This is a genomic window from Curvibacter sp. PAE-UM (assembly GCF_001432305.1).
In the GTDB taxonomy this organism is placed as follows: domain Bacteria; phylum Pseudomonadota; class Gammaproteobacteria; order Burkholderiales; family Burkholderiaceae_C; genus Hylemonella.
On record NZ_KQ483358.1, the window covers coordinates 348,956 to 371,525 of the forward strand.

29 protein-coding genes, 1 tRNA gene and 1 pseudogene are annotated in these 22,570 nt (G+C 63.4%); 5 read left to right on the forward strand and 26 right to left on the reverse strand.

The genetic code is table 11. The features are described from left to right. Nucleotides 1-23: 23 nt before the first annotated feature. From AO057_RS01670 to AO057_RS01680, 3 genes are all read right to left on the reverse strand, one after another. Nucleotides 24-1,919: a TRAP transporter large permease gene (locus AO057_RS01670; protein ID WP_057673993.1), complete on the reverse strand. Its 1,896-nt coding sequence runs from the start codon at nucleotides 1,917-1,919 to the stop codon at nucleotides 24-26. Then, nucleotides 1,916-2,536, reverse strand: coding sequence for a TRAP transporter small permease subunit (locus tag AO057_RS01675; protein WP_057673994.1), 621 nt, complete (start codon nucleotides 2,534-2,536; stop codon nucleotides 1,916-1,918). Before AO057_RS01675 ends, AO057_RS01670 begins: the two co-directional genes overlap by 4 nt. A 112-nt stretch (nucleotides 2,537-2,648) precedes the next feature. Further along, the gene (locus tag AO057_RS01680) at nucleotides 2,649-3,770 is read right to left on the reverse strand and encodes a TRAP transporter substrate-binding protein (RefSeq protein ID WP_057673995.1); all 1,122 of its coding nucleotides are present in this window, start codon (nucleotides 3,768-3,770) and stop codon (nucleotides 2,649-2,651) included. Nucleotides 3,771-3,987: 217 nt separating this feature from the next. Here AO057_RS01680 and AO057_RS01685 point away from each other — a divergent pair, with 217 nt between their 5' ends. From AO057_RS01685 to AO057_RS01695, 4 genes and pseudogenes are all read left to right on the forward strand, one after another. After that, nucleotides 3,988-4,773, forward strand: a complete 786-nt coding sequence (locus AO057_RS01685) for a fumarylacetoacetate hydrolase family protein (protein WP_057677135.1) — start codon at nucleotides 3,988-3,990, stop codon at nucleotides 4,771-4,773. Between the two features lie 113 nt (nucleotides 4,774-4,886). After that, nucleotides 4,887-5,399, forward strand: a pseudogene (locus AO057_RS18165) (MBL fold metallo-hydrolase); the annotation flags it as partial. Nucleotides 5,400-5,603: 204 nt separating this feature from the next. Next, nucleotides 5,604-6,011: a rhodanese-like domain-containing protein gene (locus AO057_RS18170; protein ID WP_240480809.1), complete on the forward strand. Its 408-nt coding sequence runs from the start codon at nucleotides 5,604-5,606 to the stop codon at nucleotides 6,009-6,011. Between the two features lie 49 nt (nucleotides 6,012-6,060). Next, nucleotides 6,061-6,837 (forward strand): type III pantothenate kinase, encoded by a 777-nt coding sequence (locus AO057_RS01695; RefSeq protein WP_057673997.1) that lies wholly within the window; start codon nucleotides 6,061-6,063, stop codon nucleotides 6,835-6,837. 7 nt (nucleotides 6,838-6,844) lie between these two features. On the opposite strand, the gene AO057_RS01700 is transcribed toward AO057_RS01695, so the two are convergent. The 23 genes from AO057_RS01700 to glpK all read right to left on the reverse strand — a co-directional run bounded on the left by AO057_RS01700 (nucleotide 6,845) and on the right by glpK (nucleotide 21,681). Beyond that, nucleotides 6,845-8,038, reverse strand: coding sequence for a M20 aminoacylase family protein (locus AO057_RS01700; RefSeq protein WP_057673998.1), 1,194 nt, complete (start codon nucleotides 8,036-8,038; stop codon nucleotides 6,845-6,847). Nucleotides 8,039-8,098: 60 nt separating this feature from the next. Further along, the gene (locus AO057_RS01705; RefSeq protein WP_057673999.1) at nucleotides 8,099-9,229 is read right to left on the reverse strand and encodes an ABC transporter substrate-binding protein; all 1,131 of its coding nucleotides are present in this window, start codon (nucleotides 9,227-9,229) and stop codon (nucleotides 8,099-8,101) included. Between the two features lie 111 nt (nucleotides 9,230-9,340). Then, a tRNA-Met gene (locus tag AO057_RS01710) sits at nucleotides 9,341-9,417 on the reverse strand. Between the two features lie 18 nt (nucleotides 9,418-9,435). After that, nucleotides 9,436-9,825, reverse strand: a complete 390-nt coding sequence (gene rplQ / locus AO057_RS01715; RefSeq protein WP_057674000.1) for a 50S ribosomal protein L17 — start codon at nucleotides 9,823-9,825, stop codon at nucleotides 9,436-9,438. Nucleotides 9,826-9,953: 128 nt separating this feature from the next. Beyond that, nucleotides 9,954-10,943 (reverse strand): DNA-directed RNA polymerase subunit alpha, encoded by a 990-nt coding sequence (gene rpoA, locus AO057_RS01720; RefSeq protein WP_057674001.1) that lies wholly within the window; start codon nucleotides 10,941-10,943, stop codon nucleotides 9,954-9,956. 130 nt (nucleotides 10,944-11,073) lie between these two features. Next, nucleotides 11,074-11,697 (reverse strand): 30S ribosomal protein S4, encoded by a 624-nt coding sequence (rpsD, locus tag AO057_RS01725; RefSeq protein ID WP_057674002.1) that lies wholly within the window; start codon nucleotides 11,695-11,697, stop codon nucleotides 11,074-11,076. Nucleotides 11,698-11,791: 94 nt separating this feature from the next. Beyond that, the gene (gene rpsK, locus AO057_RS01730; protein WP_057674003.1) at nucleotides 11,792-12,196 is read right to left on the reverse strand and encodes a 30S ribosomal protein S11; all 405 of its coding nucleotides are present in this window, start codon (nucleotides 12,194-12,196) and stop codon (nucleotides 11,792-11,794) included. Between the two features lie 20 nt (nucleotides 12,197-12,216). After that, a complete protein-coding gene (gene rpsM / locus AO057_RS01735; RefSeq protein WP_057674004.1) occupies nucleotides 12,217-12,582 on the reverse strand; it encodes a 30S ribosomal protein S13 in 366 nt (121 codons plus the stop codon). 24 nt (nucleotides 12,583-12,606) lie between these two features. After that, complete coding sequence (gene rpmJ / locus AO057_RS01740) at nucleotides 12,607-12,720, reverse strand: 50S ribosomal protein L36 (RefSeq protein WP_011481465.1); 114 nt, start codon at nucleotides 12,718-12,720, stop codon at nucleotides 12,607-12,609. 55 nt (nucleotides 12,721-12,775) lie between these two features. Then, nucleotides 12,776-12,994: a translation initiation factor IF-1 gene (gene infA / locus AO057_RS01745; RefSeq protein WP_006297869.1), complete on the reverse strand. Its 219-nt coding sequence runs from the start codon at nucleotides 12,992-12,994 to the stop codon at nucleotides 12,776-12,778. Between the two features lie 5 nt (nucleotides 12,995-12,999). Then, nucleotides 13,000-14,319 carry a preprotein translocase subunit SecY gene (secY, locus tag AO057_RS01750; RefSeq protein WP_057674005.1) on the reverse strand — a complete coding sequence of 440 codons (1,320 nt, stop codon included), beginning with the start codon at nucleotides 14,317-14,319 and terminating at the stop codon, nucleotides 13,000-13,002. 24 nt (nucleotides 14,320-14,343) lie between these two features. Continuing rightward, on the reverse strand, nucleotides 14,344-14,775 hold the full coding sequence (gene rplO / locus AO057_RS01755) for a 50S ribosomal protein L15 (protein WP_057677136.1): 432 nt from the start codon (nucleotides 14,773-14,775) through the stop codon (nucleotides 14,344-14,346). A 10-nt stretch (nucleotides 14,776-14,785) separates the two neighbouring features. Further along, complete coding sequence (rpmD, locus tag AO057_RS01760; protein WP_057674006.1) at nucleotides 14,786-14,968, reverse strand: 50S ribosomal protein L30; 183 nt, start codon at nucleotides 14,966-14,968, stop codon at nucleotides 14,786-14,788. Between the two features lie 15 nt (nucleotides 14,969-14,983). Continuing rightward, nucleotides 14,984-15,511 carry a 30S ribosomal protein S5 gene (gene rpsE, locus AO057_RS01765; RefSeq protein WP_057674007.1) on the reverse strand — a complete coding sequence of 176 codons (528 nt, stop codon included), beginning with the start codon at nucleotides 15,509-15,511 and terminating at the stop codon, nucleotides 14,984-14,986. Between the two features lie 17 nt (nucleotides 15,512-15,528). Then, nucleotides 15,529-15,894 (reverse strand): 50S ribosomal protein L18, encoded by a 366-nt coding sequence (gene rplR / locus AO057_RS01770; protein WP_057674008.1) that lies wholly within the window; start codon nucleotides 15,892-15,894, stop codon nucleotides 15,529-15,531. Between the two features lie 11 nt (nucleotides 15,895-15,905). After that, nucleotides 15,906-16,439: a 50S ribosomal protein L6 gene (gene rplF / locus AO057_RS01775; RefSeq protein WP_057674009.1), complete on the reverse strand. Its 534-nt coding sequence runs from the start codon at nucleotides 16,437-16,439 to the stop codon at nucleotides 15,906-15,908. A 20-nt stretch (nucleotides 16,440-16,459) separates the two neighbouring features. Continuing rightward, nucleotides 16,460-16,855, reverse strand: coding sequence for a 30S ribosomal protein S8 (rpsH, locus tag AO057_RS01780; protein WP_057674010.1), 396 nt, complete (start codon nucleotides 16,853-16,855; stop codon nucleotides 16,460-16,462). A gap of 17 nt (nucleotides 16,856-16,872) precedes the next feature. Then, complete coding sequence (gene rpsN, locus AO057_RS01785) at nucleotides 16,873-17,178, reverse strand: 30S ribosomal protein S14 (RefSeq protein WP_057674011.1); 306 nt, start codon at nucleotides 17,176-17,178, stop codon at nucleotides 16,873-16,875. 8 nt (nucleotides 17,179-17,186) lie between these two features. After that, nucleotides 17,187-17,726, reverse strand: coding sequence for a 50S ribosomal protein L5 (gene rplE, locus AO057_RS01790; protein ID WP_057674012.1), 540 nt, complete (start codon nucleotides 17,724-17,726; stop codon nucleotides 17,187-17,189). 2 nt (nucleotides 17,727-17,728) lie between these two features. Continuing rightward, entirely contained in the window at nucleotides 17,729-18,049 is a 321-nt protein-coding gene (gene rplX / locus AO057_RS01795) for a 50S ribosomal protein L24 (protein ID WP_057674013.1), read from the reverse strand. 10 nt (nucleotides 18,050-18,059) lie between these two features. Then, a complete protein-coding gene (gene rplN, locus AO057_RS01800) occupies nucleotides 18,060-18,428 on the reverse strand; it encodes a 50S ribosomal protein L14 (RefSeq protein ID WP_057674014.1) in 369 nt (122 codons plus the stop codon). A gap of 155 nt (nucleotides 18,429-18,583) precedes the next feature. Beyond that, entirely contained in the window at nucleotides 18,584-20,188 is a 1,605-nt protein-coding gene (locus tag AO057_RS01805) for a glycerol-3-phosphate dehydrogenase/oxidase (protein ID WP_057674015.1), read from the reverse strand. A 2-nt stretch (nucleotides 20,189-20,190) separates the two neighbouring features. Next, nucleotides 20,191-21,681, reverse strand: coding sequence for a glycerol kinase GlpK (gene glpK / locus AO057_RS01810; protein ID WP_057674016.1), 1,491 nt, complete (start codon nucleotides 21,679-21,681; stop codon nucleotides 20,191-20,193). A 71-nt stretch (nucleotides 21,682-21,752) separates the two neighbouring features. On the opposite strand from glpK, the gene proC reads away from it, so the two are divergent. Continuing rightward, the gene (proC, locus tag AO057_RS01815; RefSeq protein WP_057674017.1) at nucleotides 21,753-22,568 is read left to right on the forward strand and encodes a pyrroline-5-carboxylate reductase; all 816 of its coding nucleotides are present in this window, start codon (nucleotides 21,753-21,755) and stop codon (nucleotides 22,566-22,568) included. The last annotated feature ends 2 nt before the right edge of the window (nucleotides 22,569-22,570 follow it).

The window sequence follows — 22,570 nt, forward strand, 5'->3', positions numbered from 1 at the left end:
TCGATCCACCAGCGTACGGCTGATTACTTGTACAGCACCTGCGGCAGCCACAGGCCGATGGCAGGGAAGTTGTACAGCAGGATGATGGCAAACACCTGGATGCCCATGAAAGGCAACATGCCGGCAAAGATCTGGTTCAGCGTCACGTGCGGCGGGCTCACGCCCTTCAGGTAGAAGGCCGCCATGGCCACCGGCGGGCTCAGGAAGGCGGTCTGCAGGTTCAGGGCCACGAGCAGGCCGAAGAACAGCGGATCGACACCGAAGTTGTCCAGCAGCGGGATGAAGATGGGCATGAAGATCACGATGATCTCGGTCCACTCCAGCGGCCAGCCCAGGATGAAGATGATGACCTGGCTGAGCACCAGGAACTGGGTCTTGGTCAGGTTCATCGACATGACCCAGTTCTCCACCAGCTCCTGGCCGCCCAGCAGGGCGAAAGCCGCGGAGAAGATGGCGGAGCCGACGAAGAGCCAGCACACCATGGCCGAGGTCTTGGCGGTCAGGAACACGCTCTCGGTCACCACACTCAGCGTGAGCTTCTTGTACGCCGCCGCCAGCAGGAAACCGCCCAGCGCGCCGACGGCGGCCGCTTCGGTCGGCGTGGCCAGGCCCATGACGATGGAGCCCAGCACGGCCAGGATCAGCACCAGCAGCGGGAAGAAGCTGGTCAGCAGCATCTTGAAGACTTCAAACCGCGTGAAGCTCAGCAGGCCGTAGTAGACAGCCAGCGCCAGCGCGCCGACGCCAGTACCGATCCAGAAGCCGGCCGGGGCGGGCTGGCTGGTCGGCGCCGCAGCGGCAGCGGCCACCGGCTCGGCGGGTTCGGCCAGCGCAGGCGCGGACTCGGCTTCAGCCTTGTCGATCTCTTCTGCCTCGGTGCCCGGGGGCACGGCCAGGCCGCCTTCGTCCGCATCAGCGGCTTCGTCGGCATTGCCGGCGCCCATGACTTGCAGCGAGCTCACCTCTTCGACCGGCGGCACGGTGGTGACGCTGGCGTAGCTCCACAAGGCCACGAAGACAAACAGGATCAGGGGCATCAGCACCACACCCAGCTGCTTGAGCAGATAGCTGGTGGGCACATCGGCATTGCGCTGGCCCTTGAGGGCCTTGAGCAGGGCCGGCAGCGCCAGCGAGGTGTGCGCAGGGGCCACTTTCTCCAGCAGCGGCGGCAGCGGAATGTAGCGTTCCTTCTCGGTCAGCGGCGGAGCCATGTGCGGCTTGAACTTGGCCACGATGATCACGTACAGGATGTACAGACCGGCCAGCATCAGGCCCGGGAAAAAGGCACCCGCATACAGCTGCACCACGGACACGCCGGCGGTGGCGCCATAGACGATCAGCATGACCGAGGGCGGGATCAGGATGCCCAGGCAGCCACCGGCCGTGATGGCACCGGCCGACATCTTGACGTCGTAACCCGCGCGCAGCATCTGCGGCAGGGCCAGCAGGCCCATGAGCGTGACCACGGCACCGACGATGCCGGTGGCCGTGGCGAACACGGCGCAGGTCACCAGCGTGGCGACGGCCAGGGCGCCGGGCAGGCGCGCCAGGGCCAGGTGCAGGCTGCGGAACAGCTTTTCGATCAGGTTGGCACGTTCGACCAGGTAGCCCATGAACACGAACAGCGGGATCGAGATCAGCACGTCGTTGCTCATGACCTTGTAGGCCGCGGACACCATCAGGTCCAGTGTCTTGGTCGTGTTTTCCTCATAGGCGACCCAGGTGAAGATCATGCCCATGCCCATCAGCGTGAACGCCGTGGGAAAGCCCAGCATGATGGCCACGACCACGAGCGAGAGCATCAGCAGGCCGATGTGGCCGTTGGTGATCTTGTCGACGCTGACCAGCATGGTCAGGGCGGCCAGGATGATCAGCCCCATGAGGGTGAAGCCGAACCAGAGTTCTTTGCGGATCTTCATTTGTGGGCGCCTTCCTTCACGACGTACTTGTCCAGCGCCTGGATGTCTTCGTCTTTCACGTGAACCATTTCCTTTAGCTTTTCGACGTCGACTTCCTCGACGTCTTCTTCGCGCGAGGGCCATTCGCCGTCACGGATGCACTGAATGCAACGGATGATCTCGACGATACCCTGGAGCAGCAGCAAACCACCCGAGAGCGGGATGATGAACTTGAAGGGGTAGACCGGCAGCGCTTCAGCCGAGAAGGTCTGCTCGCGGATCACCAGCGATTCGTTGAAGTAGGTCCAGCCAGCCCATGTCAGCGCGGTGATGCCGGGCAGGAAGAAGATGAAATAGAGGATCAGATCGAGCGTGGCCTGTGTGCGCGGGCGGAAGAAACCATAGAGCACGTCACCGCGCACATGGCCGTTCTTGGACAGCGTGTAGGCGCCAGCCGTCATGAAGAGCGTGCCGTACATCATGATCTGGAAGTCCAGCATCCAGGCGTGGGGTTGGTTCAGCGCATAACGCGAGAACACCTCCCAACTGATCGTGAGGGTAAGGATAAGGGCGGTCCAGGCAAAGATCTTGCCTATCCAGGTGGACAGGCGATCGACCGCGAGCAGGAAATTCTGCATAGTGTTCCCAGCAGGTCAGGTTGTAGTCAGAGTGTCAGAATGAACTGAGGGCGCCATGGTCTGCACCACAGCGCCCTCGGAGGGCGAGCGCGGATTTTATCCGCTCAGGCCATCAGGCCTTCTTGGCGGTCTTCTTGCCGAAGTAATGGTTGGAAGCCATCTTGAAATCGACGGTGTAGTCGCTCTGCCACTGGGTGGCGCGCTCTGCGTAGGCACGCTGCGAATCCAGCACCTTCTGGAACAGCGCGTTCTCGCCGCCCTTCTTGGCCATGATCTTGTCCCAGGAGGCCAGCTGCGCCTGCAGCACGGCGTTCGGGGTCTTGTAGAACTTGATACCGGCCTTCTTGAGCTCGATGTAGTCCTTGGAATTGCGCTCGATCGCCTTCCAGCTCATGTCGGCGCTGGCGGCCTGCACGGCGTAGTCGATGATGGACTTGAGTTCGGCCGGCAGGGCGTTGAGCTTGCTCTTGTTGAACAGGATTTCGAACTGTTCGCCGGACTGGTGGAAGCTCTGCAGCATGCAGTTCTTCACCACGTCGGGGAAGCCCAGCAGACGGTCGGAGGATGCGTTGTTGAACTCGGCGCCGTCGATCAGGCCGCGGTCCAGGGCCGGCACGATTTCGCCGCCGGGCAGCGGGTTCACTGCAGCACCCATGTCGGTGTACATGTCAACGGCCAGGCCCACGGTACGGAACTTGGTGCCCTTGACGTCGGCCACCTTGGTGATCGGCTTCTTGAACCAGCCGAAGGGCTGGGTGGGCATGGGGCCGTACAGGTAGGAGACGACGTCCATGTTGATGGACTTGTAGATCTCTTCCAGCAGGGCCTTGCCGCCGCCGTAGTTGTGCCAGGCCAGCAGCATGTTGGGGTCCATGCCGAAGGACGGACCGGAACCCCAGAGGGCCAGGGCCGAGTTCTTGCCGTAGTGGTAGGCCACCACGCCATGGCCGCCGTCCAGCGTGCCCTTGTTCACGGCTTCGAGCAGCTGGAAGGCCGGCACGACGGAGCCGGCAGGCAGCACTTCGATCTTGAGCTTGCCGCTGGCCATGTCATTGACCTTCTTGGCGAAGTCGCTGGCGTACTCGTGAAAGATGTCCTTGGACGGCCAGGTGCTCTGGAAGCGCAGGGAGGTGGTGGTCTGTGCAGTGGCAACCATCGGGGCGGCCATGGCGCCAGCGGCGACGGCAACGCCCTTGAGCAGGCTGCGGCGATTGGGGGTTTTGTTATCGGTCAAAGTGATCTCCTAGTGGGGGGACAGAACAATCAGTTTACTTACTGTCCGGCCGGATTCTGCGCCTGTGCGCTGTGGAATACACCTAGGGGTTTTCACCAATATTGCACACACTTCCAGGGAAACTGTTTTCACTAATCGATACCCATTCCCCTGCAGACACTGGTACAAATCTGTTGTGCTCACCCACATCAAAACCATTTCCAACGAGGAGACTTTCATGGATCGACGTCATTTTTTCCAGAACACGGCCCTGGTCACCACCGGTGCACTGGCGGGTTGCGCCCTGCCGGGCGTGGCACAGAACAAGGCCAAGACCCCCTTCGAGGTCAGCGACACCTACATCCCCATCGTCGGCAGCGACGAGATGTTCCCGGTGCGCCGCATCTATTGCATAGGCCGCAACTACCGGGCCCATGCGATTGAAATGGGCTCCAACCCGGACCGCGAACCGCCCTTTTTCTTCCAGAAGCCGACCGACGCCATCCAGCACGTGGCTGCCGGCACCGTGGCCGACCACCCCTACCCTTCGCTGACCAAGAACTACCACTACGAAGCGGAACTGGTGGCTTGCCTGGGCAAGGGCGGACGCAACATCCCGGTGGAAAAGGCGCTCGATCTGGTCTACGGTTACACCCTGGGCCTGGACATGACACGACGCGATCTGCAGCGCGCCATGGGTGACCAGAAAAAGCCCTGGGAAATCGGCAAGAGCTTCGACAAGTCGGCGCCCATCGGCGCCGTGCACAAGCTCGGCAAGGTCGAGCACTTCACCAAGGGCAACATCTGGCTCAAGGTCAATGGCCAGACCAAGCAGAACGCCAACCTCAACCAGATGATCTGGTCGGTGGCCGAGCAGATCAGCCAGCTCTCCCAGGCCAATGAGCTTTTCCCCGGCGACATCATCTACTCGGGCACACCGGAGAACGTGGGCCCGGTGGTGCGTGGCGACGTGATCGAGATGCACATCGACGGCCTGCCCAACCTGAGCGTCAAGATCGTCTGATCCCGCTCTGCCGCAAGGCAGCGAGGGCCGCGTCATCCCGGTGACGCGGCCCTCGCTTTTTTTGCGTATCCTTGGGGACTGTTACTGCATCCGGCCCGGATGCCCTACGCACCATGAACCCGATCCAGCTCTTCGATCCCGCCTCCAGTACCTACACCTACCTGCTGTTCGACACCGATAGCCGTGAGGCGCTCATCATCGATCCGGTCGACGAGCAGCTCGGGCGCGACCTGGGCGTGCTGCGCGAATACGGCCTCCAGCTCATGCTGGTGGTGGAGACCCACGCCCATGCCGACCATGTCACCAGCGCCAGCCTGCTGGTGGAACACACCGGCGCCCGGACCGCCGCGCCCGAGGCCTGCGGCATCCGCACGGCGGCCATCCAGTTGCAGGACGGCGCCGAGCTTCGCTTCGGCCGCCAGCACATTCGCGCCCTGCACACCCCCGGACACACCGCCGGCAGCATGAGCTATGTCTGGGAGTCCGAAGGACAGCACCACGTCTTCACCGGCGACACCCTGCTCATCAACGGCTGCGGTCGCACTGATTTCCAATCCGGCAGTGCCGATGCGCTCTACAACAGCCTGACCCAGGTGCTGTTCGCGCTGCCGGACGACACCGTGGTCTGGCCTGGCCACGACTACCAGGGTCGCAGCCACTCAACCATCGGCGCCGAGAAGGCGGGCAATGCGCGGGTGGCCGGCAAATCGCTGGCCGAGTTCAAGGCCATCATGGACAACCTGAACCTGCCCCGGCCCAGGCGTATCGATGAAGCCGTGCCGGCCAACCTGCAATCCGGCCTGCGTCACGATGCCGATGGCGCTGCGCTCATGGCCGTTCGCCCGGCCGAGGGCTACGCGGGCAATATCACACCGCAGTTGGCCTGGTCATGGGTGCAGGCCGGTGAGGCCGTCTTGGTCGACGTGCGCAGCGACGCGGAACGCGAGTGGGTGGGGTTCGTGCCCGGGAGTGTCGCGCTGGCCTGGAAACAATGGCCCGGCATGGTCGCGAACCCTGATTTCGACGCGGGCCTGCGTGCCGCCGTGGCCACCGGCCAGAAAACCGTTTTGCTGTGCCGCAGCGGGGTGCGGTCGATTGCCGCTGCGCGTCGCGCCACGGAACTCGGCCTGGAGGCCTACAACATCCTTGAAGGTTTCGAGGGCGACCCGGACGAGTTGGCGCATCGCGGCCGCAAGGGGGGCTGGCGTTACCACGGCCTGCCCTGGCGCCAGGGCTGATCCAAGAGCTTCCTTTATGATCTGAGCCGTCGCCAACGGATCACAAACCATGTCTTTTCTCGCCATCGACGTTGGCAACACCCGTCTCAAGTGGGCCCTGTACGACGCGCCACAGCCCGGCGCACAGGTCCTGGCCCAGGGGGCAGAATTCCTGGATCACATCGACCGCCTGGCCGAATCGGCCTGGGCCGGACTGCCGTCGCCCAGCTGCATGCTGGGCTGCGTGGTCGCCAGTGACGCGGTCAAGCACCGCGTCGAGGCGCAGATGGAGCACTGGGACGTCTCGCCACACTGGGTCATCTCCAGCGGGCAGGAAGCCGGCCTGAGCAATGGCTACGACCATCCGGCACGGCTCGGCCCGGACCGCTGGGTGGCCATGATCGGCGCCTGGCACGGCATGCTGGCCATGGGGCCGCCCCGCCCCATCGTGGTGGCCATGGTCGGCACGGCGGTCACGGTGGAAGCCATCGATCCGGATGGCAAGTTCCTGGGCGGCTACATCCTGCCGGGCCACGGCATCATGCTGCGCGCGCTCGAATCCGGCACCGCCGGCCTGCACGTCCCCACAGGCGAAGTGCGCCCCTTTCCCACCAACACCAGCGATGCGCTGACCAGCGGCGGCACCTACGCGATTGCAGGCGCCATGGAGCGCATGGTCGATCATGTGCGCGAGCACTGTGGTGCCGAGCCATGGTGCGTCATGGCCGGTGGTGCCGGCTGGAAGATGGCACCCAGCCTGTCCACACCCTTCGAGCTGGTCGACACGCTGATTTTTGACGGTCTGCTACAGATCGCCGCCCACCGCGGTTTCTGCCTGCCACGCTGAAGCTGCGTCAGCGCTGCGGCGCCAGCCAGGCCTCGGCCAGCCGCACCCAGTAGCTCGCCCCCAGCGGGATGAGTTCGTCATTGAAGTCGTAGCTCGGGTTGTGCAGGGTGCAGGGGCCACCCCCATGCCCCATCTCGCGGTGCACGCCGTCACCATTGCCGATAAAGGCATAGGCACCCGGCTTGGCCAACAGCATGTAGGCGAAGTCTTCGGCGCCCATGGTGGGTTCCTGCTTGAGCACATGGTCCTCGCCAACGATGTCAGCCATGACCTTGCGCGCGAAGGCCACTGCCTGCTCGGCATTGATGGTGGGCGGGTAGTTGCGTTCGAACTCGAAATCGCAGCGCGCGCCAAAGGCGGTACAGGTGTGCTCGGCCACCTCGCGCATGCGCGCCTCGATCTGGTCCAGCACTTCCAGTGTGAACGTGCGCACCGTGCCCTGCAGTTCGCAGCTGTCAGCGATCACGTTGCTGGCGTGCCCCGCATGGATCATGGTGACCGAGATCACACCAGCGTCGATGGGTTTGATGTTGCGGCTGATGATGGTCTGGAAGGCCTGCACCATCTGGCAGGCCACCAGCACCGGATCCACCGCGTTGTGCGGCATGGCCGCATGCCCACCCTTGCCGCGGATGGTGATCTTGAACTCGTTGCTCGACGCCATGACCGGCCCCGGGCTCAGCGCAAAGGTGCCGGCCTTCATGCCGGGCCAGTTGTGCATGCCGAACACGGCGTCCATCGGAAACTTTTCGAAGAGGCCGTCCTTGATCATCTCGTTGGCCCCAGCGCCGCCTTCTTCGGCCGGCTGGAAGATCAGGTAGACCGTGCCATCGAAATTGCGCTGCTGCGCCAGATGCTGGGCTGCGGCCAGCAGCATGGCTGTATGGCCGTCGTGCCCGCAAGCGTGCATCTTGCCGTCATGCCGGCTGGTGTGGGAAAAAGTGTTGCTCTCCTGCAGGGGCAGGGCGTCCATGTCGGCGCGCAGGCCGATGGCACGCGGGGAATGGCCCTGCCGGATGACGCCCACCACGCCGGTGCCGGCCAGGCCGCGGTGCACGGGGATACCCCATTCCGTCAGCTTGGCTGCGACCAGTTCGGCGGTGCGTTTCTCCTCGAAAGAGAGCTCCGGGTGGGCGTGAATGTCGCGCCGGATGGCTGCCATGCCGGCGGCCTGGGCGACGATGGAGTCGATGACCTTCATGGGAGAGAGTCTATGCGGACGGCTACCCCCTTGTCATCCGGGGTAATTCCCCGGTCTGCTTCAGGTACGTACCCGTCCGTCGCCGGTCAGCATGGACAGCTCGACAAAGCTCGACGCAACGTGCTGGCTGGCCGAGAAGTTGAGCTGGAAGCCGCCCAGGCTCTGGCTGCCGATGGCTTCGATGCCCTGGATCAGGCCTTCGCGGCTGTTCATGCGTGTCCCGGCGCGCTTGAGCCCTTCGGTCACGACCTTGGCGGCCAGGTAGCCTTCCATGCTGGAGAAGTTGGCCTGCGCATTACCGCCGGCCTTCTTCACCGCTTCGGAAAACTCGCGGGCGATCGGGCGCGCCAGGGAGTAAGGCGAGGGCATGACCTGCGACACCACCACGCCGGCACCGTCCTTGCCCAGCTCGTCGGCCAGGGCCTGCGTGCCGACAAAGGACACGTTGAAGAAGGTGCCGCCGAAACCGGCTTTGCGGGCTGCACGGATATAGGCTGCACAGGACTTGTAGGCACTGATCTGCACCACGGCGTCCGGCCCGGCTGCGTTGATCGTGCGCACGGCAGCTGCCACGTCTACCGAATTGCGCTCTACCGTGGCCGTGGCCACGGGCTTGAGACTCAGCTTTTCCAGCGCGAGTGTCACGCCATCCAGGCCCGCCTTGCCGTAGGCGTCGTTCTGGTAGAAAACAGCAATCTTCTTCAGGCCCAGGTTGGTGAGCTGCCTGACGATCAGCGCCGTCTCGTCGTTGTACGAAGCACGCAGGTGAAAGACCTGCTTGTTGAAGGGTTCGCGCAGACCCATGGCACCCGTGAAGGGCGCAATGAAGGGCACCTGCGCCTTGCTCAGCAGCGGCAGCGCTGCCAGGCTGGTCGGCGTGCCGATGTAGCCGAAGAGCGCAAACACGTCCTCGGAGATCAGCTTCTGTGTATTGGCGGCACAACGATCAGGCTCGTAGCCGTCGTCCAGGGTCTTGATCTCGATGGTCTTGCCGGCGACGCCGCCCTGGGCATTGACTTGGTCGAACCAGATCCTGGCGCCCTGATGGAACTGGATACCCAGTTCCGCTGCGGGCCCCGTGAAGGCAGCCGACTGGCCAAGGATGATCTTGTTATTACCCTGGGCCTTCAGCAGAGTGGGGACAGCCAGCAGCGAAGCTGCGGCCAGGCCGAATTGGCGGCGAGTGGTCATATGTAGTTCCAAGAAGGGGGAGCGGGCTTTTGGCCTGGCTCCTACATTCACGACACTGCTTGTTACAGTGCCCAGAAGCAGAAAAGCCCTCAGAAGAGGGCTTTTCCTTGTTGGTTGCGCGAGGAGGATTTGAACCTCCGACCTTTGGGTTATGAGCCCAACGAGCTACCAGGCTGCTCCATCGCGCGGTAATCTAGCATTATAGCTTATTCTGCCTTGGCTGTCTCAGAAGATTCAGCAGGACGGTCCACCAGTTCAACCAGGGCCATGGGGGCATTGTCACCCACGCGGAAACCCATCTTCAGGATGCGGGTGTAGCCGCCCGGACGCGTCTTGAAACGCGGGCCGAGGTCGTTGAACAGCTTGGTGACGCTGTCGCGGTCACGCAGGCGGTCAAACGCCAGGCGGCGGTTGGCCAGCGTGGCTTCCTTGGCCAGGGTGATCATGGGCTCGACCACGCGACGCAGTTCCTTGGCCTTGGGGACCGTGGTCTTGATGACTTCGTGCTCGATGAGCGAATTCATCATGTTGCGCAGCATGGCGAGGCGGTGCTCGCTGGTGCGGTTGAGTTTACGGAGACCGTGTCCGTGACGCATGGTGCTTTCCTTTCTTTATATAAACAGGCAGCCGTATCAGGTACTGCCCGGTGCACACGACCCGGGGTTCCGGGTCTTCTAAAAAATCAACGGGCGAGGCTGCTTCAGCAGCCTCGTTATCACCTTGTTTACCGCTTTTCGAGCGCGGCCGGCGGCCAGTTCTCGAGCTTCATGCCCAGGGTCAGACCGCGGGAAGCGAGCACTTCCTTGATCTCGTTGAGCGACTTGCGACCCAGGTTCGGGGTCTTGAGCAGTTCGTTCTCGGAGCGCTGGATCAGGTCGCCGATGTAATAGATGTTCTCGGCCTTCAGGCAGTTGGCCGAACGCACGGTCAGTTCGAGTTCGTCGACCGGACGCAGCAGGATCGGATCGAACTGGCTGCCGCTACGCGGTGCCGGTGCGTCAAAGGCGGCGAGCTCGCTGCCCTCGAGCTGGGCAAACACGGCCAGCTGTTCCACCAGGATCTTGGCCGAAGCGCGCACGGCGTCTTCAGCAGTGATGGCGCCGTTGGTCTCGATCTCGACGACCAGCTTGTCCAGGTCGGTACGCTGCTCGACGCGGGCGCTCTCGACGGTATAGCTCACGCGCTTGACCGGGGAGAACGAAGCGTCCAGAACGATGCGGCCGATCGACTTGGTCGGCTCGTCGCCGTAACGGCGCATGGTACCCGGCACATAACCGCGGCCCTTCTCGACCTTGATCTGCATGTCGAGCTTGCCACCGGCCGACAGCGTGGCGATCACGTGGTCGGGGTTGATGATCTCGACATCGTGCGGGGTCTGGATGTCAGCAGCGGTGACGACGCCTTCGCCGTCCTTGCGCAGGCTCAGCGTGACTTCGTCACGGTTGTGCAGCTTGAACACCACACCCTTGAGGTTCAGCAGAATGTTGACCACATCCTCCTGCACGCCGTCGATCGACGAGTACTCGTGCAGCACGCCGGCGATGGTCACCTCCGTGGCAGCATAACCCGGCATCGACGACAGCAGGACGCGGCGCAGCGCGTTGCCCAGGGTATGGCCATAGCCACGCTCAAACGGCTCCAGCGCCACTTTGGCGCGGTTCGGGCCGAGTTGTTCGACGTTGATTGCTTTGGGTTTCAGCAGACTGGTTTGCATGCAGACTTCCTGTCAATACCCCCGGCTCGTTACACCGGTAAGGCTGGTGAAGCGCCTGGCCGGGATGCCTCCCGACCAGGGACGAAAAACTCCAAGGCCGAGGTTGCACAGCAACCTCGTTTCACCTTGTTTACCTCGAGTACAACTCGACGATCAGCGATTCGTTGATATCGGACCCGAATTCGTCGCGATCGGGCACTTTCTTGAAGGCGCCTTCGGCCTTGTCCAGATTCACCTCAACCCAGGCCGGCATGCCGACCTGTTGTGCCAATTGCAGCGCTTCCACCACGCGGTTCTGCTTCTTCGACTTTTCGCGCACGGCAATCACGTCGCCGGCCTTGACCGAGTACGACGGGATGTTCACGGAATTGCCGTTCACGGTGATCGCCTTGTGCGAGACCATCTGACGTGCTTCGGCGCGGGTCGAACCGAAACCCATGCGGTACACGACGTTGTCCAGACGGCACTCCAGCAGGAACAGCAGGTTGGCACCGGTGTTGCCCTTGCGGCGATCGGCTTCCTCGAAGTAACGGCGGAACTGGCGCTCCAGCACGCCGTACATGCGCTTGACCTTCTGCTTTTCACGCAGCTGCAGACCGAAGTCGGAGGTGCGGGCACCCGAGGTGCGGCCGTGCTGGCCGGGCTTGGAGTCGAACTTGGCCTTGTCGCTGATCGAGCGGCGGGCGCTCTTGAGGAACAGGTCGGTGCCTTCGCGGCGGGAGAGTTTGGCCTTGGGGCCGAGATTGCGTGCCACTTGAACTTCCTTCTATGTCAACTTCCGCAGTTGCCTGCGGGAGCCACCAGCGCAATGCCGGTGGCGGTGGGCTTGTTAAAAAAGTGCGTACCGCTTAGATGCGGCGACGCTTCTGCGGACGGCAGCCGTTGTGCGGCACCGGCGTCACATCGGAGATCAGGTTGATGCGAATGCCCAGTGCGGCCAAAGCACGCACCGAAGATTCACGACCAGGACCGGGACCCTTGATCTCGACATCGAGGTTCTTGATACCCTGCTCCATGGCAGCGCGGCCAGCCACTTCGGACGCCACCTGGGCGGCGAACGGTGTGGATTTTCGCGAACCCTTGAAGCCCTGGCCACCAGACGAGGCCCAGGACAGGGCGTTGCCCTGGCGATCGGTGATCGTGATGATGGTGTTGTTGAAGGAGGCGTGCACGTGGGCGACGCCGTCAGCCACGTTCTTGCGAACCTTCTTGCGCACACGCTGCGCGGCATTATTGGCGGGAGCTTTAGCCATGGTGATCTTTCAATGCCAGTTTATTTCTTCAGTGCTGCGGCACCCTTGCGCGGACCCTTGCGGGTACGGGCATTGGTACGCGTACGCTGACCGCGCATGGGCAGGCCACGGCGATGACGGAAGCCGCGGTAGCAGCCGATGTCCATCAAACGCTTGATGTTCATCGTAGTCTCGCGACGCAGGTCACCCTCGATGGTGATACCGGCGATCTGGTCGCGGATTTTTTCCAGATCAGAGTCGGTCAGATCCTTGATCTTCTTGGAATATGCAATGCCGCAGGCATCGCAAATCTTGCGAGCGCTCGTGCGACCGATGCCGAAGATGGCGGTCAAGCCAATTTCTGCATGCTTATGCGGCGGAATGTTGATGCCAGCGATACGTGCCATTTTCGTCCTCTATAACTCTTGCAATCAGCCTTGACGCTGCTTGTGGCGGGGATCCGTGCAGATCACGCGCACCACACCCTTGCGGCGGATGATTTTGCAGTTGCGGCAAATTTTTTTGACCGAAGCCGAAACTCTCATTTCACTCTCCTAAAACTTCTAACGCCTGATCCCAGACTATCCGGAACCTGCAAATTCATTTGGCCCTGAATACGATCCGTGCTCGCGTCAAGTCGTAAGGCGTCAACTCGACAGTCACTTTGTCACCCGGCAGGATACGGATGTAATGCATCCGCATCTTGCCGGAAATATGTCCCAGGACGATGTGGCCGTTTTCCAGCTTCACGCGGAAGGTCGCGTTCGGCAGGTTCTCCACCACCTCGCCCTGCATCTGAATCACATCGTCTTTCGCCATCTCTTTCAGACACCTGGCGTCGCCTTGAAATTGGCTTTCTTCAGCAGCGATTCATATTGCTGCGACATCATGTAGTTCTGCACCTGAGCCATGAAATCCATGGTCACCACCACGATGATCAGCAGCGAGGTGCCGCCGAAATAGAACGGCACGTTGTACTTCAGAATCAGAAACTCGGGCAGCAGACAGACGAAAGTGATGTAGATCGCACCGGCCATCGTCAGACGCAACAGGATGCGGTCGATGTACTTGGCGGTCTGGTCACCCGGACGGATGCCCGGGATGAAGGCACCACCCTTTTTCAGGTTGTCGGCCGTCTCACGGCTGTTGAACACCAACGCCGTGTAGAAGAAACAGAAGAACACGATGGCGGAGGCGTACAGCATCACATAGATGGGCTGCCCCGGAGTCAGGCTGCTGGCGATGTCCTTGAGCCACAGCATCGAATCGCCGCTGCTGAACCAGCTCACCACGGTGGCCGGCAGCAGGATGATCGACGAAGCGAAGATGGGCGGAATCACACCGGCCATGTTCAGCTTGAGCGGCAGGTGCGAGGACTGGCCGCCATAGACCTTGTTGCCGACCTGGCGCCGCGCATAGTTCACCAGGATCTTGCGCTGGCCACGCTCGACGAACACCACGAAGTAGGTCACCAGGACCACCAGCGTCACGATGATCAAGGCGGCGATGATGCTCATGGCGCCGGTACGCACCAGCTCCAGCAAGCCACCGATCGCGCCCGGCAGACCTGCGGCGATACCGCCGAAGATCAGGATCGAGATGCCATTGCCCAAGCCACGCTCGGTGATCTGCTCACCCAGCCACATCAGGAACATGGTACCGGCCGTCAGGGTAACGACGGCCGTCATGCGGAAGCCGAAACCGGGGGCCATCACCAGGCCGGGCGAGCTCTCCAGCGCCACGGCAATGCCGAGCGACTGGAAAATCGCCAGACCCAGCGTTGCATAGCGCGTGTACTGGGTGATCTTGCGACGGCCGGCTTCGCCTTCCTTCTTGATCTGCTCGAAGGCGGGCAGCACGTAGGTCAGCAGCTGCATGATGATCGATGCCGAGATGTACGGCATGATGCCCAGCGCAAACACCGTGAAGCGCGACAGCGCGCCACCCGAGAACATGTTGAACAGGTTCAGGATGCCGCCCTGCTGGCCGTCGAACAAGGCCTTGAGCTGGTCCGGATTGATGCCCGGCACCGGAATGTGCGCGCCAATGCGGTACACCACCAGTGCGAGCAGCAAAAATACCAGCCGGCGACGCAGGTCGCCGTACTTGCCGGTTTTTGCAATCTGAGCCGCGTTCGTTGCCACTTGGTTCTACTCTCGATCCAGTTTTCAGGCCACGCTGCCGCCGGCTGCCTCGATGGCAGCCTTGGCGCCAGCGGTGGCACCGATGCCATTGAGCTTGACAGCCTTCTTGATCTCGCCGGACTTGATGACCTTGATCACCTTGGCCAGCTCGCCGACCAGACCGGCCTGCTTGAGCGTCAGAATATCGACAGTGTCAGCGCCCAGCTGCTCCAGCGCACTGAGAGTGATCTCGGCGTTGTACTTGAGCAGATGCGACTTGAAGCCGCGCTTGGGCAGACGGCGATGCATGGGCATCTGGCCGCCTTCGAAACCGACCTTGTGGTAGCCGCCCGAACGGGATTTCTGACCCTTGTGGCCGCGACCTGCGGTCTTGCCCAGGCCGGAGCCGATGCCGCGACCGACGCGACGCTTGGCGTGCTTGGCGCCCGCTGCGGGCTTGATGCTATTGAGTTCCATCATCAGCCTCTCAGAGAACCTTGACCAGATAGCTGATCTTGTTGATCATGCCGCGCACAGCAGGCGAATCCTGCAGTTCGCTGACGCTGTTCAGCTTGCGCAGGCCCAGGCCACGTACGGTGGCACGGTGCGATTCCTTGCAGCCGATCGGGCTGCGAACCAGCTGCACTTTGACGGTTTGTTGCGTAGTCATGTCTGAAACTCCCGATTAAGCGAAGAGTTCTTCAACGGTCTTGCCGCGCTTGGCTGCCACACCCGCAGGGGTGCTGCAGTTGCTCAGCGCGTCCAGCGTGGCACGAACCATGTTGTAGGGATTGGTCGAACCGTGGCTCTTGGCCACGATGTCGGTGATGCCCATCACTTCGAAAATGGCGCGCATCGGGCCGCCGGCGATGATGCCGGTACCCTTGGGTGCCGGCGCCATCATGACGTTGGCGGCACCGTGACGGCCCATCACTTGGTGGTGCAAGGTGCCGTTCTTGAGCGACACCTTGAGCATGTTGCGGCGGGCCTCTTCCATGGCCTTCTGCACGGCAGCCGGCACTTCCTTGGATTTGCCCTTGCCCATGCCGACGCGACCGTCGCCGTCACCGACCACTGTCAGTGCTGCGAAACCCAGGATACGGCCACCCTTGACCACCTTGGTCACGCGGTTGACCGCGATCATCTTCTCGCGCAGGCCGTCCTCAGGACCCTCGGCCCCTTTGCCCTGCATCTTTGCTTGAACTTTAGCCATCTTTAATTCCGATCTGCTTAGAACTGCAAGCCAGCTTCACGTGCCGCATCGGCCAGCGCCTTGACGCGGCCGTGGTACGCAAAACCTGAGCGGTCAAACGCCACCGTCTCGACGCCGGCCGCCTTGGCCTTCTCGGCGATACGCTTGCCGATCAACTGGGCTGCGGTGGCATTGCCACCCTTGCCCGAGGCGCCGAGCGACTTGCGCACGTCGGCTTCGGCCGTGGATGCACTGGCCAGAACTTTGGCGCCGTCGCCGGAGATCACGCTGGCGTAGATATGCAAATTGGTGCGGGTCACGGTCAGACGGGCCACGCCTTGCGTTGCAATGCGGATGCGGGTCTGACGGGCCCGGCGGAGACGCTGCTCTTTCTTGGTCATCATGGTGCAGCTCCTTATTTCTTCTTGGTCTCTTTGATCGTGACCTTCTCATCCGCATAACGGATGCCCTTGCCCTTGTAGGGCTCGGGAGGACGAACGGCACGAATTTCAGCGGCGATCTGACCGACACGCTGACGATCTGCACCCTTGATCACGATTTCCGTGGGGGCCGGGGTGGCCACCGTGATGCCCGCGGGCATCTCGATGTTCACCGGATGGGAGTAACCCACGGCCAGGTTCAGCTTGGCGCCCTGGGCCTGGGCCTTGTAACCCACGCCGATCAGCGTCAGCTTCTTTTCGAAGCCCTTGCTCACGCCGTTGACCATGTTGTTCACCAGCTGACGCATGGTGCCGCTCATGGCATTGGCTTCACGGGATTCGTTCGCGGGGGCGAAGCTCAGCTTGCCACCCTCGTTGCTCACCTTGACCAGGGCCGACTGGGTCAGCGACAGCGTGCCACCGGCACCCTTGACGCTGATCTGATCAGCCTTGATCGAGACATCCACCCCGGTCGGGATGGCTACAGGCATTTTTCCTACGCGCGACATTTCAGTTTCTCCTCAATGCCTTAGGCCACGTAGCAAAGCACTTCGCCGCCGACACCGGTAGCGCGAGCCTTACGATCGGTCATGACACCCTTGGGGGTGGTCACGATGGCCACGCCCAGACCGTTCTGGACCTGGGGGATGGCGTCGCGGCCCTTGTACACGCGCAGGCCGGGACGGCTCACGCGCTCGATGCGCTCGATCACCGGGCGACCGGCGTAGTACTTCAAGGCAATTTCAAGTTCGGACTTGCCACCTTCGGACTTCACCTGGAAGCCGTCAATGTAGCCCTCGTCCTTCAGTACCTGCGCGATGGCGATCTTCACTTTGGAAGAGGGCACCGACACGGAGGTCTTGGCCACCATCTGCGCGTTACGGATACGCGTCAGCAGGTCGGCGATGGGATCACTCATGCTCATCTCAAATCTCCTGTCGCTTACCAGCTGGCCTTGGTGACACCGGGGATGTCACCGGCAAAAGCCAACTCACGGATCTTGGCGCGAGCCAGACCGAATTGGCGGAACGTGCCACGCGGACGGCCGGTGATGGCGCAACGGTTGCGCTGGCGCGTCGGGTTGGCGTTGCGCGGCAGCTTCTGCAGACCCAGACGGGCTGCTGCACGCTCTTCGTCGCTGCGCTTCATGTCGCTGGCGATGGCCTTGAGTTCCGCGTGTTTCTTCGCGTACTTGGCGACCAGTTTGTCTCGCTTGAGCTCGCGCTCGATCAAAGCTACTTTAGCCACAGGTCACCTCAGTTCTTGAAGGGGAATTTGAAGCCGGCGAGCAGTGCCTTGCACTCTTCGTCCGTCCGGGCCGTCGTCGTGATACTGATGTTCAGACCACGCAGGGCATCCACCTTGTCGTATTCGATTTCGGGGAAGATGATCTGTTCTTTGACGCCGATGTTGTAGTTGCCACGGCCATCGAAGGCGCGACCGGAGATACCACGGAAGTCACGCACGCGGGGCAGGGCCACGGTGACGAAACGGTCCAGGAACTCGTACATCTGGACGCCACGCAGGGTCACCATGCAGCCAATGGCCTGGCCTTCGCGGATCTTGAAACCGGCGATGGCTTTCTTGGCCTTGGTCACGACCGGCTTCTGGCCGGCGATCTTGGTCAGGTCGCCAACGGCGTTGTCCATGACCTTCTTGTCGGCGACGGCCTCGCTCACACCCATGTTCAGGGTGATCTTGGTCAGGCGCGGCACCTGCATGGGCGACTTGTAGCCGAACTTGGCGGTCAACTCGGGGACCACCTTCTCGCGATAGTGTTGTTGCAGACGTGCCATGTTTATGCCACCTTGATTTCTTCGCCGCTGGACTTGTAAACGCGAACGCGTTTGCCGTCAGCCAGCAGCTTGATGCCCACGCGGTCGGCCTTGCCGGTCGCCGCATTGAAAATGGCCACGTTGGACTGGTGGATGGGCATGGACTTCTCCACGATGCCGCCGGTCGTACCCTTCATGGGGTTGGGCTTGGTGTGCTTCTTCACCGTGTTCACGCCCTCGACCAACACATGGGTGTCGTCCTTGCGCAGCGCGATCGTGCCGCGCTTGCCCTTGTCGCGCCCGGTGAGGACGATGACTTCGTCGCCTTTGCGAATCTTGTTCATGGCCGTGTCCTTAGAGAACTTCAGGAGCCAGGGACACGATCTTCATGAACTTCTCGGTACGCAATTCGCGCGTGACCGGGCCGAAGATGCGGGTGCCGATGGGCTCCAGCTTGTTGTTGAGCAGCACGGCGGCATTGCCGTCGAACTTGACCAGCGAGCCATCGCCACGGCGGATGCCCTTGGCGGTACGGACCACCACAGCGCTGTAGATCTCGCCTTTTTTGACGCGACCACGCGGAGCGGCTTCCTTGATGCTCACCTTGATGACATCGCCAACACTGGCGTAGCGACGCTTGGAACCGCCGAGCACCTTGATGCACAAAACGGACTTCGCGCCGGTGTTGTCGGCGACTTCTAACCGAGATTCAGTCTGGATCATTTCAATATTCCCAACTTGCACCAGTAAGCACAAGGCAAACCGGTCAGTCTTGGGCCCGTCGTCCCTGGCATGAACCACTCACGCCGCTTCCGCTGGGCAGAAACTTCAGCTTTTTCAAGCGAAGCCCGCAATTGTGCCAAACAATTAGCGGGTCGTCAAGCGTCTTGTTCGGACGGCCAGCTTAAATAGTCCCGGGCCAAGCCCAGGAAGTCGTCCAGCGCGGGGGCTCGCCCCGTCTCCTCGGCCAGGATGGCCGCCACCCGTGGCGCCAATGATGCGGCCAAAGCCGCGTCTAGGAAAAGAAGGCGGGATCGCCGGGCAAGGACATCCTCGACAGTTAGCGCATACTCATATCTAGCCGCAAACCGCACCATGGCCTCATCCAGGCCCGGTGCCAACGCCCGCCCCGCCCCCGGCAGGGTCTGGAGCAGGGCCAACTCACTGCCATATATATGAGGGCCCGCCGGGGCAGACATGGCCGGACTTGGGGCGTTCCCAGCCGGCTCTGCCCCCACCAGTTTCAGCTGCTCACTCACACCTGCCGGCTTTTCAGGCAGCAGCCCGGCCTGGAAACAACGCGCCAGCACGTCCTCGGCCATGGCGCGGTAGGTGGTCCATTTGCCACCGGTCACGGTGACCAGGCCCGCGGCGCTGACCAGCACCGTGTGTTCGCGGCTCAGACTCCCGGTGTCAGAATCGTCGCCCGCCGGCCGGACCAGGGGGCGCAGGCCGACCCAGATGCTCTTCACATCGGCGCGGGTCGGCGCGCGCGCCAGGTAACGCGCCGCCTCGCCCAGGATGAAATCGAGCTCGGCGCGCAAGGGCCGCGGTTCGCGCGGCAGGTCGCTGCGCGGCGTGTCCGTGGTGCCCAGCACCAGCTTGCCCAGCCAGGGCACGGCGAACAGCACCCGGCCGTCAGCCGTCTTCGGCACCAGCAGTGCGTGCTCACCCGGCAGGAAATCCCGGTCCACCACCACGTGCACGCCCTGGCTGGGCGCCACCACCGGGCCGACGCTGCGCCCCAGGGCGGCGCCGTCGAGCTGGCGCAGCGCGTCAACCCAGACCCCGGTGGCGTTGACGACGCAGCGCGCACGCACCGCGTAGCCCTGCCCGCTGTCGCGATCCTCGCAGCGCAGGCCCGCCACCCGACCGTCTTCGTGCAGCAGTTGCGTCACCGCGCAGTAGTTCAGCAACAGCGCGCCCTCACGCGCGGCCGTGCGTGCCAGCGCCAGCGCCAGGCGTGCATCGTCGAACTGGCCGTCCCAGTACGACACACCGCCGCACAAACCCGCGGGCTGCAGGTTGGGCAGGGCGGTCAGCGTCTGCGCGCGGCCCAGGAAACTCGTTGCGCCCAGGCCGGCACGGCCTGCCAACAGGTCGTAAAGCTTGAGCCCGATGCCGTAGAAGGGCGTCTGCCACCAGGCATAGGACGGCATGATGAAAGACAACTTGGATGCCAGGTGCGGCGCGTTGCGCAGCACGGTGCTGCGCTCGTGCAGCGCCTCCCGCACCAGCGAGAGATTGCCCTGCGCCAGGTAGCGCACACCGCCATGCAGCAGCTTGGTCGAGCGCGAGGACGTACCGCTGGCGAAATCGTGCGACTCCAGCAGCACGACCGAGAGGCCGCGCGCTGCGGCGTCCAGCGCCACCCCCAGGCCGGTGGCGCCGCCCCCCACGACGGCCAGGTCCCAGGTACGGGGTTCGGCCAGCCGCGCCAATAGATCGGCCCGCCGTGTGGGTAGGGGTGTCGAGGCCTGCATGCTCAGCCCCGGGCCCAGCCGCGCGCACGGTCCACCGCCTCGCGCCAGCGCGCAAGCTTGGCCCGCCGGGCCGCCGCCGGCAGCCGCGGCTCGAAACGGCGCTGCAAACGCCACAGGGCCGACAACTCGTCGGCGCCGGACCACAGGCCGCTGGCCAGACCGGCGAGGCCCGCAGCGCCGAAAGCCGTGGTCTCGGTGAGCGCCGGGCGCAATACGGGCACACCCAGATAGTCGGCCTGCATCTGCATCAGCAAATCGTTGCGGCTGGCACCGCCGTCCACGCGCAGTTCGCGCAAGGGCACGCCGGCATCCTGACCCATGGCGTGGAAGACATCGGCCGTCTGCAGGGCAATGGCCTCCAGCGCGGCGCGCGCGATATGGGCGCGTGTGGTGCCGCGTGTCATGCCCACCAGGGTGCCACGCGCATGGCCGTCCCAGTCGGGCGCGCCCAGGCCGGCAAAGGCCGGCACCAGGTAGACATCCTGCGTGTCGGGCACGCCAGCCGCCAGGGCCTCGACCTCACCGGCCGACTGGATGATCTGCAGGCCATCGCGCAGCCACTGCACGGTGGCGCCGGCCATGAAAACCGAGCCCTCCAGCGCATAACAGGCCGGCGTGTGCGGGCCCAGCCAGGCCACGGTGCCCAGCAGGCGGTGCTGGCTGGTGATGGCCGAGTCCCCCGTGTTCATCAACATGAAACAGCCGGTGCCATAGGTGTTCTTGGCCATGCCCGGCGCAAAACAGGCCTGGCCGAAAGTGGCGGCCTGCTGGTCGCCCGCGATGCCGGCCACCGGCACGGCCGCACCCAGCAGGCTGGCCTCGGTCTCGCCGAACACGCCGCTGGAGGCGTGCACATGCGGCAGCACGGCACGCGGGATGTTGAAGAGCCGCAGCAAGTCCTCGTCCCACTGCAGGGTGTGGATGTTGAACAGCAGGGTACGCGCGGCGTTGCTGGCGTCGGTGGCGTGCACGCTGCCACCCGTCAGGTTCCACAGCAGCCAGCTGTCGATGGTTCCGAAGGCCAGCTCACCCGCTTCGGCCCGCGCGCGCGCGCCGGGCACGTGGTCCAGCAACCACTGCAGCTTGGTCGCCGAGAAATAGGCGTCGAGCACCAGCCCCGTCTTGCGCTGGATGCGTGCCGCCCAACGCGGGCGCAAGCTGTCGCACAACGCGGCCGTGCGGCGATCCTGCCAGACGATGGCCGGCGCCACCGGCTCGCCCGTGCGGCGGTCCCACAGCACCGTGGTCTCGCGCTGGTTGGTGATGGCCAGCGCGCGCAGCTGCCGGGCCTCCAGCCCCGCCCGCTGCAGGGCCTGACGCGCCACGGCCAACTGGCTGCGCCAGATCTCCTGCGCGTCGTGCTCGACCCAACCCGCCCGGGGGAAATGCTGGCTGAATTCCTGCTGCGCCAGCGCGACGACTGCACCATGGCGGTCGAACACCAAAGCACGCGAACTGGTGGTGCCCTGGTCGAGGGCGAGGATGTGGTCCATGAGGCAGCAGGTTATCGCAAACTGCGACAATCCACACCCGGATTTCACCTTGGGCGACCCAGGAACAACACATGAGCGAACGCATTGCATTCATCGGCGGCGGCAACATGGCCAGCGCCATCATCGGCGGCCTGATCAAGCAGGGTCGGCCGGCCTCGTCCTTCGAAGTGGTCGAGCCCTTTGCCGAAGCGCGCCAGGCGCTGAAAGACAAGTTTGGCATCGTCGCCCACGAACAGGCCGGGGCTTTTCTTCAGGGGGTCGGCCTGGTGGTCTGGGCCACCAAGCCGCAGACCTTCAGGGAAGCCACCGTGCCGGTGCGCGCGCACGTGGTCGGCGCCCTGCACCTGAGCGTGGCCGCCGGCATCCCCAGCGGCAGCATTGCGCGCTGGCTGGGCAGCGAGCGCGTGGTGCGCAGCATGCCGAACACCCCGGCGCTCATCGGCCTGGGCATGACCGGCCTGTACGCGCGCGGCGGCGTCACGGCACAGGACCGCACGCTGATCGAAAGCGTGACCGCCACCATGGGCGAATCGCTCTGGGTGGAGCGCGAGGAGCAGCTCGACGCCGTGACCGCACTCTCGGGCTCCGGTCCGGCCTATGTGTTCTATTTCCTGGAAGCCATGACCAGCGCCGGCACCGAGATGGGGCTCCCCGCCGAGCAGGCCTACAAGCTGGCCGTGGAAACCTTCCGCGGCGCCAGCGCGCTGGCCAAGGCCTCAAGCGAGCCGCCCGAAGTGCTGCGCCAGCGCGTCACGTCCAAGGGTGGCACAACCTACGCGGCCCTCACGAGCATGGACGAGAGTCAGATGAAGGCGCTGTTCGGGAAAGCACTGCACGCGGCCGAGCGGCGCGCACACGAACTGGGCGTCGAGTTCGGGAAAGATTGATC

What these genes read in the sequence shown, in the direction of transcription:
- proC (WP_057674017.1), top strand. Translation starts at nt 21,753, where the DNA reads ATGAGCGAACGCATTGCATTCATCGGCGGCGGCAACATGGCCAGCGCC.
- rpsH (WP_057674010.1), bottom strand. Translation starts at nt 16,855, where the DNA reads ATGAGCATGAGTGATCCCATCGCCGACCTGCTGACGCGTATCCGTAAC.
- rplE (WP_057674012.1), bottom strand. Translation starts at nt 17,726, where the DNA reads ATGGCACGTCTGCAACAACACTATCGCGAGAAGGTGGTCCCCGAGTTG.
- rpoA (WP_057674001.1), bottom strand. Translation starts at nt 10,943, where the DNA reads ATGCAAACCAGTCTGCTGAAACCCAAAGCAATCAACGTCGAACAACTC.
- rpmJ (WP_011481465.1), bottom strand. Translation starts at nt 12,720, where the DNA reads ATGAGAGTTTCGGCTTCGGTCAAAAAAATTTGCCGCAACTGCAAAATC.
- AO057_RS01700 (WP_057673998.1), bottom strand. Translation starts at nt 8,038, where the DNA reads ATGAAGGTCATCGACTCCATCGTCGCCCAGGCCGCCGGCATGGCAGCC.
- rpsM (WP_057674004.1), bottom strand. Translation starts at nt 12,582, where the DNA reads ATGGCACGTATCGCTGGCATCAACATTCCGCCGCATAAGCATGCAGAA.
- rplN (WP_057674014.1), bottom strand. Translation starts at nt 18,428, where the DNA reads ATGATCCAGACTGAATCTCGGTTAGAAGTCGCCGACAACACCGGCGCG.
- rplQ (WP_057674000.1), bottom strand. Translation starts at nt 9,825, where the DNA reads ATGCGTCACGGACACGGTCTCCGTAAACTCAACCGCACCAGCGAGCAC.
- rplR (WP_057674008.1), bottom strand. Translation starts at nt 15,894, where the DNA reads ATGATGACCAAGAAAGAGCAGCGTCTCCGCCGGGCCCGTCAGACCCGC.
- AO057_RS01805 (WP_057674015.1), bottom strand. Translation starts at nt 20,188, where the DNA reads ATGCAGGCCTCGACACCCCTACCCACACGGCGGGCCGATCTATTGGCG.
- rplO (WP_057677136.1), bottom strand. Translation starts at nt 14,775, where the DNA reads ATGGAACTCAATAGCATCAAGCCCGCAGCGGGCGCCAAGCACGCCAAG.
- AO057_RS01705 (WP_057673999.1), bottom strand. Translation starts at nt 9,229, where the DNA reads ATGACCACTCGCCGCCAATTCGGCCTGGCCGCAGCTTCGCTGCTGGCT.
- AO057_RS01670 (WP_057673993.1), bottom strand. Translation starts at nt 1,919, where the DNA reads ATGAAGATCCGCAAAGAACTCTGGTTCGGCTTCACCCTCATGGGGCTG.
- rplF (WP_057674009.1), bottom strand. Translation starts at nt 16,439, where the DNA reads ATGTCGCGCGTAGGAAAAATGCCTGTAGCCATCCCGACCGGGGTGGAT.
- AO057_RS18170 (WP_240480809.1), top strand. Translation starts at nt 5,604, where the DNA reads ATGGCCGTTCGCCCGGCCGAGGGCTACGCGGGCAATATCACACCGCAG.
- rplX (WP_057674013.1), bottom strand. Translation starts at nt 18,049, where the DNA reads ATGAACAAGATTCGCAAAGGCGACGAAGTCATCGTCCTCACCGGGCGC.
- AO057_RS01695 (WP_057673997.1), top strand. Translation starts at nt 6,061, where the DNA reads ATGTCTTTTCTCGCCATCGACGTTGGCAACACCCGTCTCAAGTGGGCC.
- rpsK (WP_057674003.1), bottom strand. Translation starts at nt 12,196, where the DNA reads ATGGCTAAAGCTCCCGCCAATAATGCCGCGCAGCGTGTGCGCAAGAAG.
- rpsE (WP_057674007.1), bottom strand. Translation starts at nt 15,511, where the DNA reads ATGGCTAAAGTTCAAGCAAAGATGCAGGGCAAAGGGGCCGAGGGTCCT.
- AO057_RS01675 (WP_057673994.1), bottom strand. Translation starts at nt 2,536, where the DNA reads ATGCAGAATTTCCTGCTCGCGGTCGATCGCCTGTCCACCTGGATAGGC.
- rpmD (WP_057674006.1), bottom strand. Translation starts at nt 14,968, where the DNA reads ATGACTACGCAACAAACCGTCAAAGTGCAGCTGGTTCGCAGCCCGATC.
- infA (WP_006297869.1), bottom strand. Translation starts at nt 12,994, where the DNA reads ATGGCGAAAGACGATGTGATTCAGATGCAGGGCGAGGTGGTGGAGAAC.
- glpK (WP_057674016.1), bottom strand. Translation starts at nt 21,681, where the DNA reads ATGGACCACATCCTCGCCCTCGACCAGGGCACCACCAGTTCGCGTGCT.
- AO057_RS01685 (WP_057677135.1), top strand. Translation starts at nt 3,988, where the DNA reads ATGGATCGACGTCATTTTTTCCAGAACACGGCCCTGGTCACCACCGGT.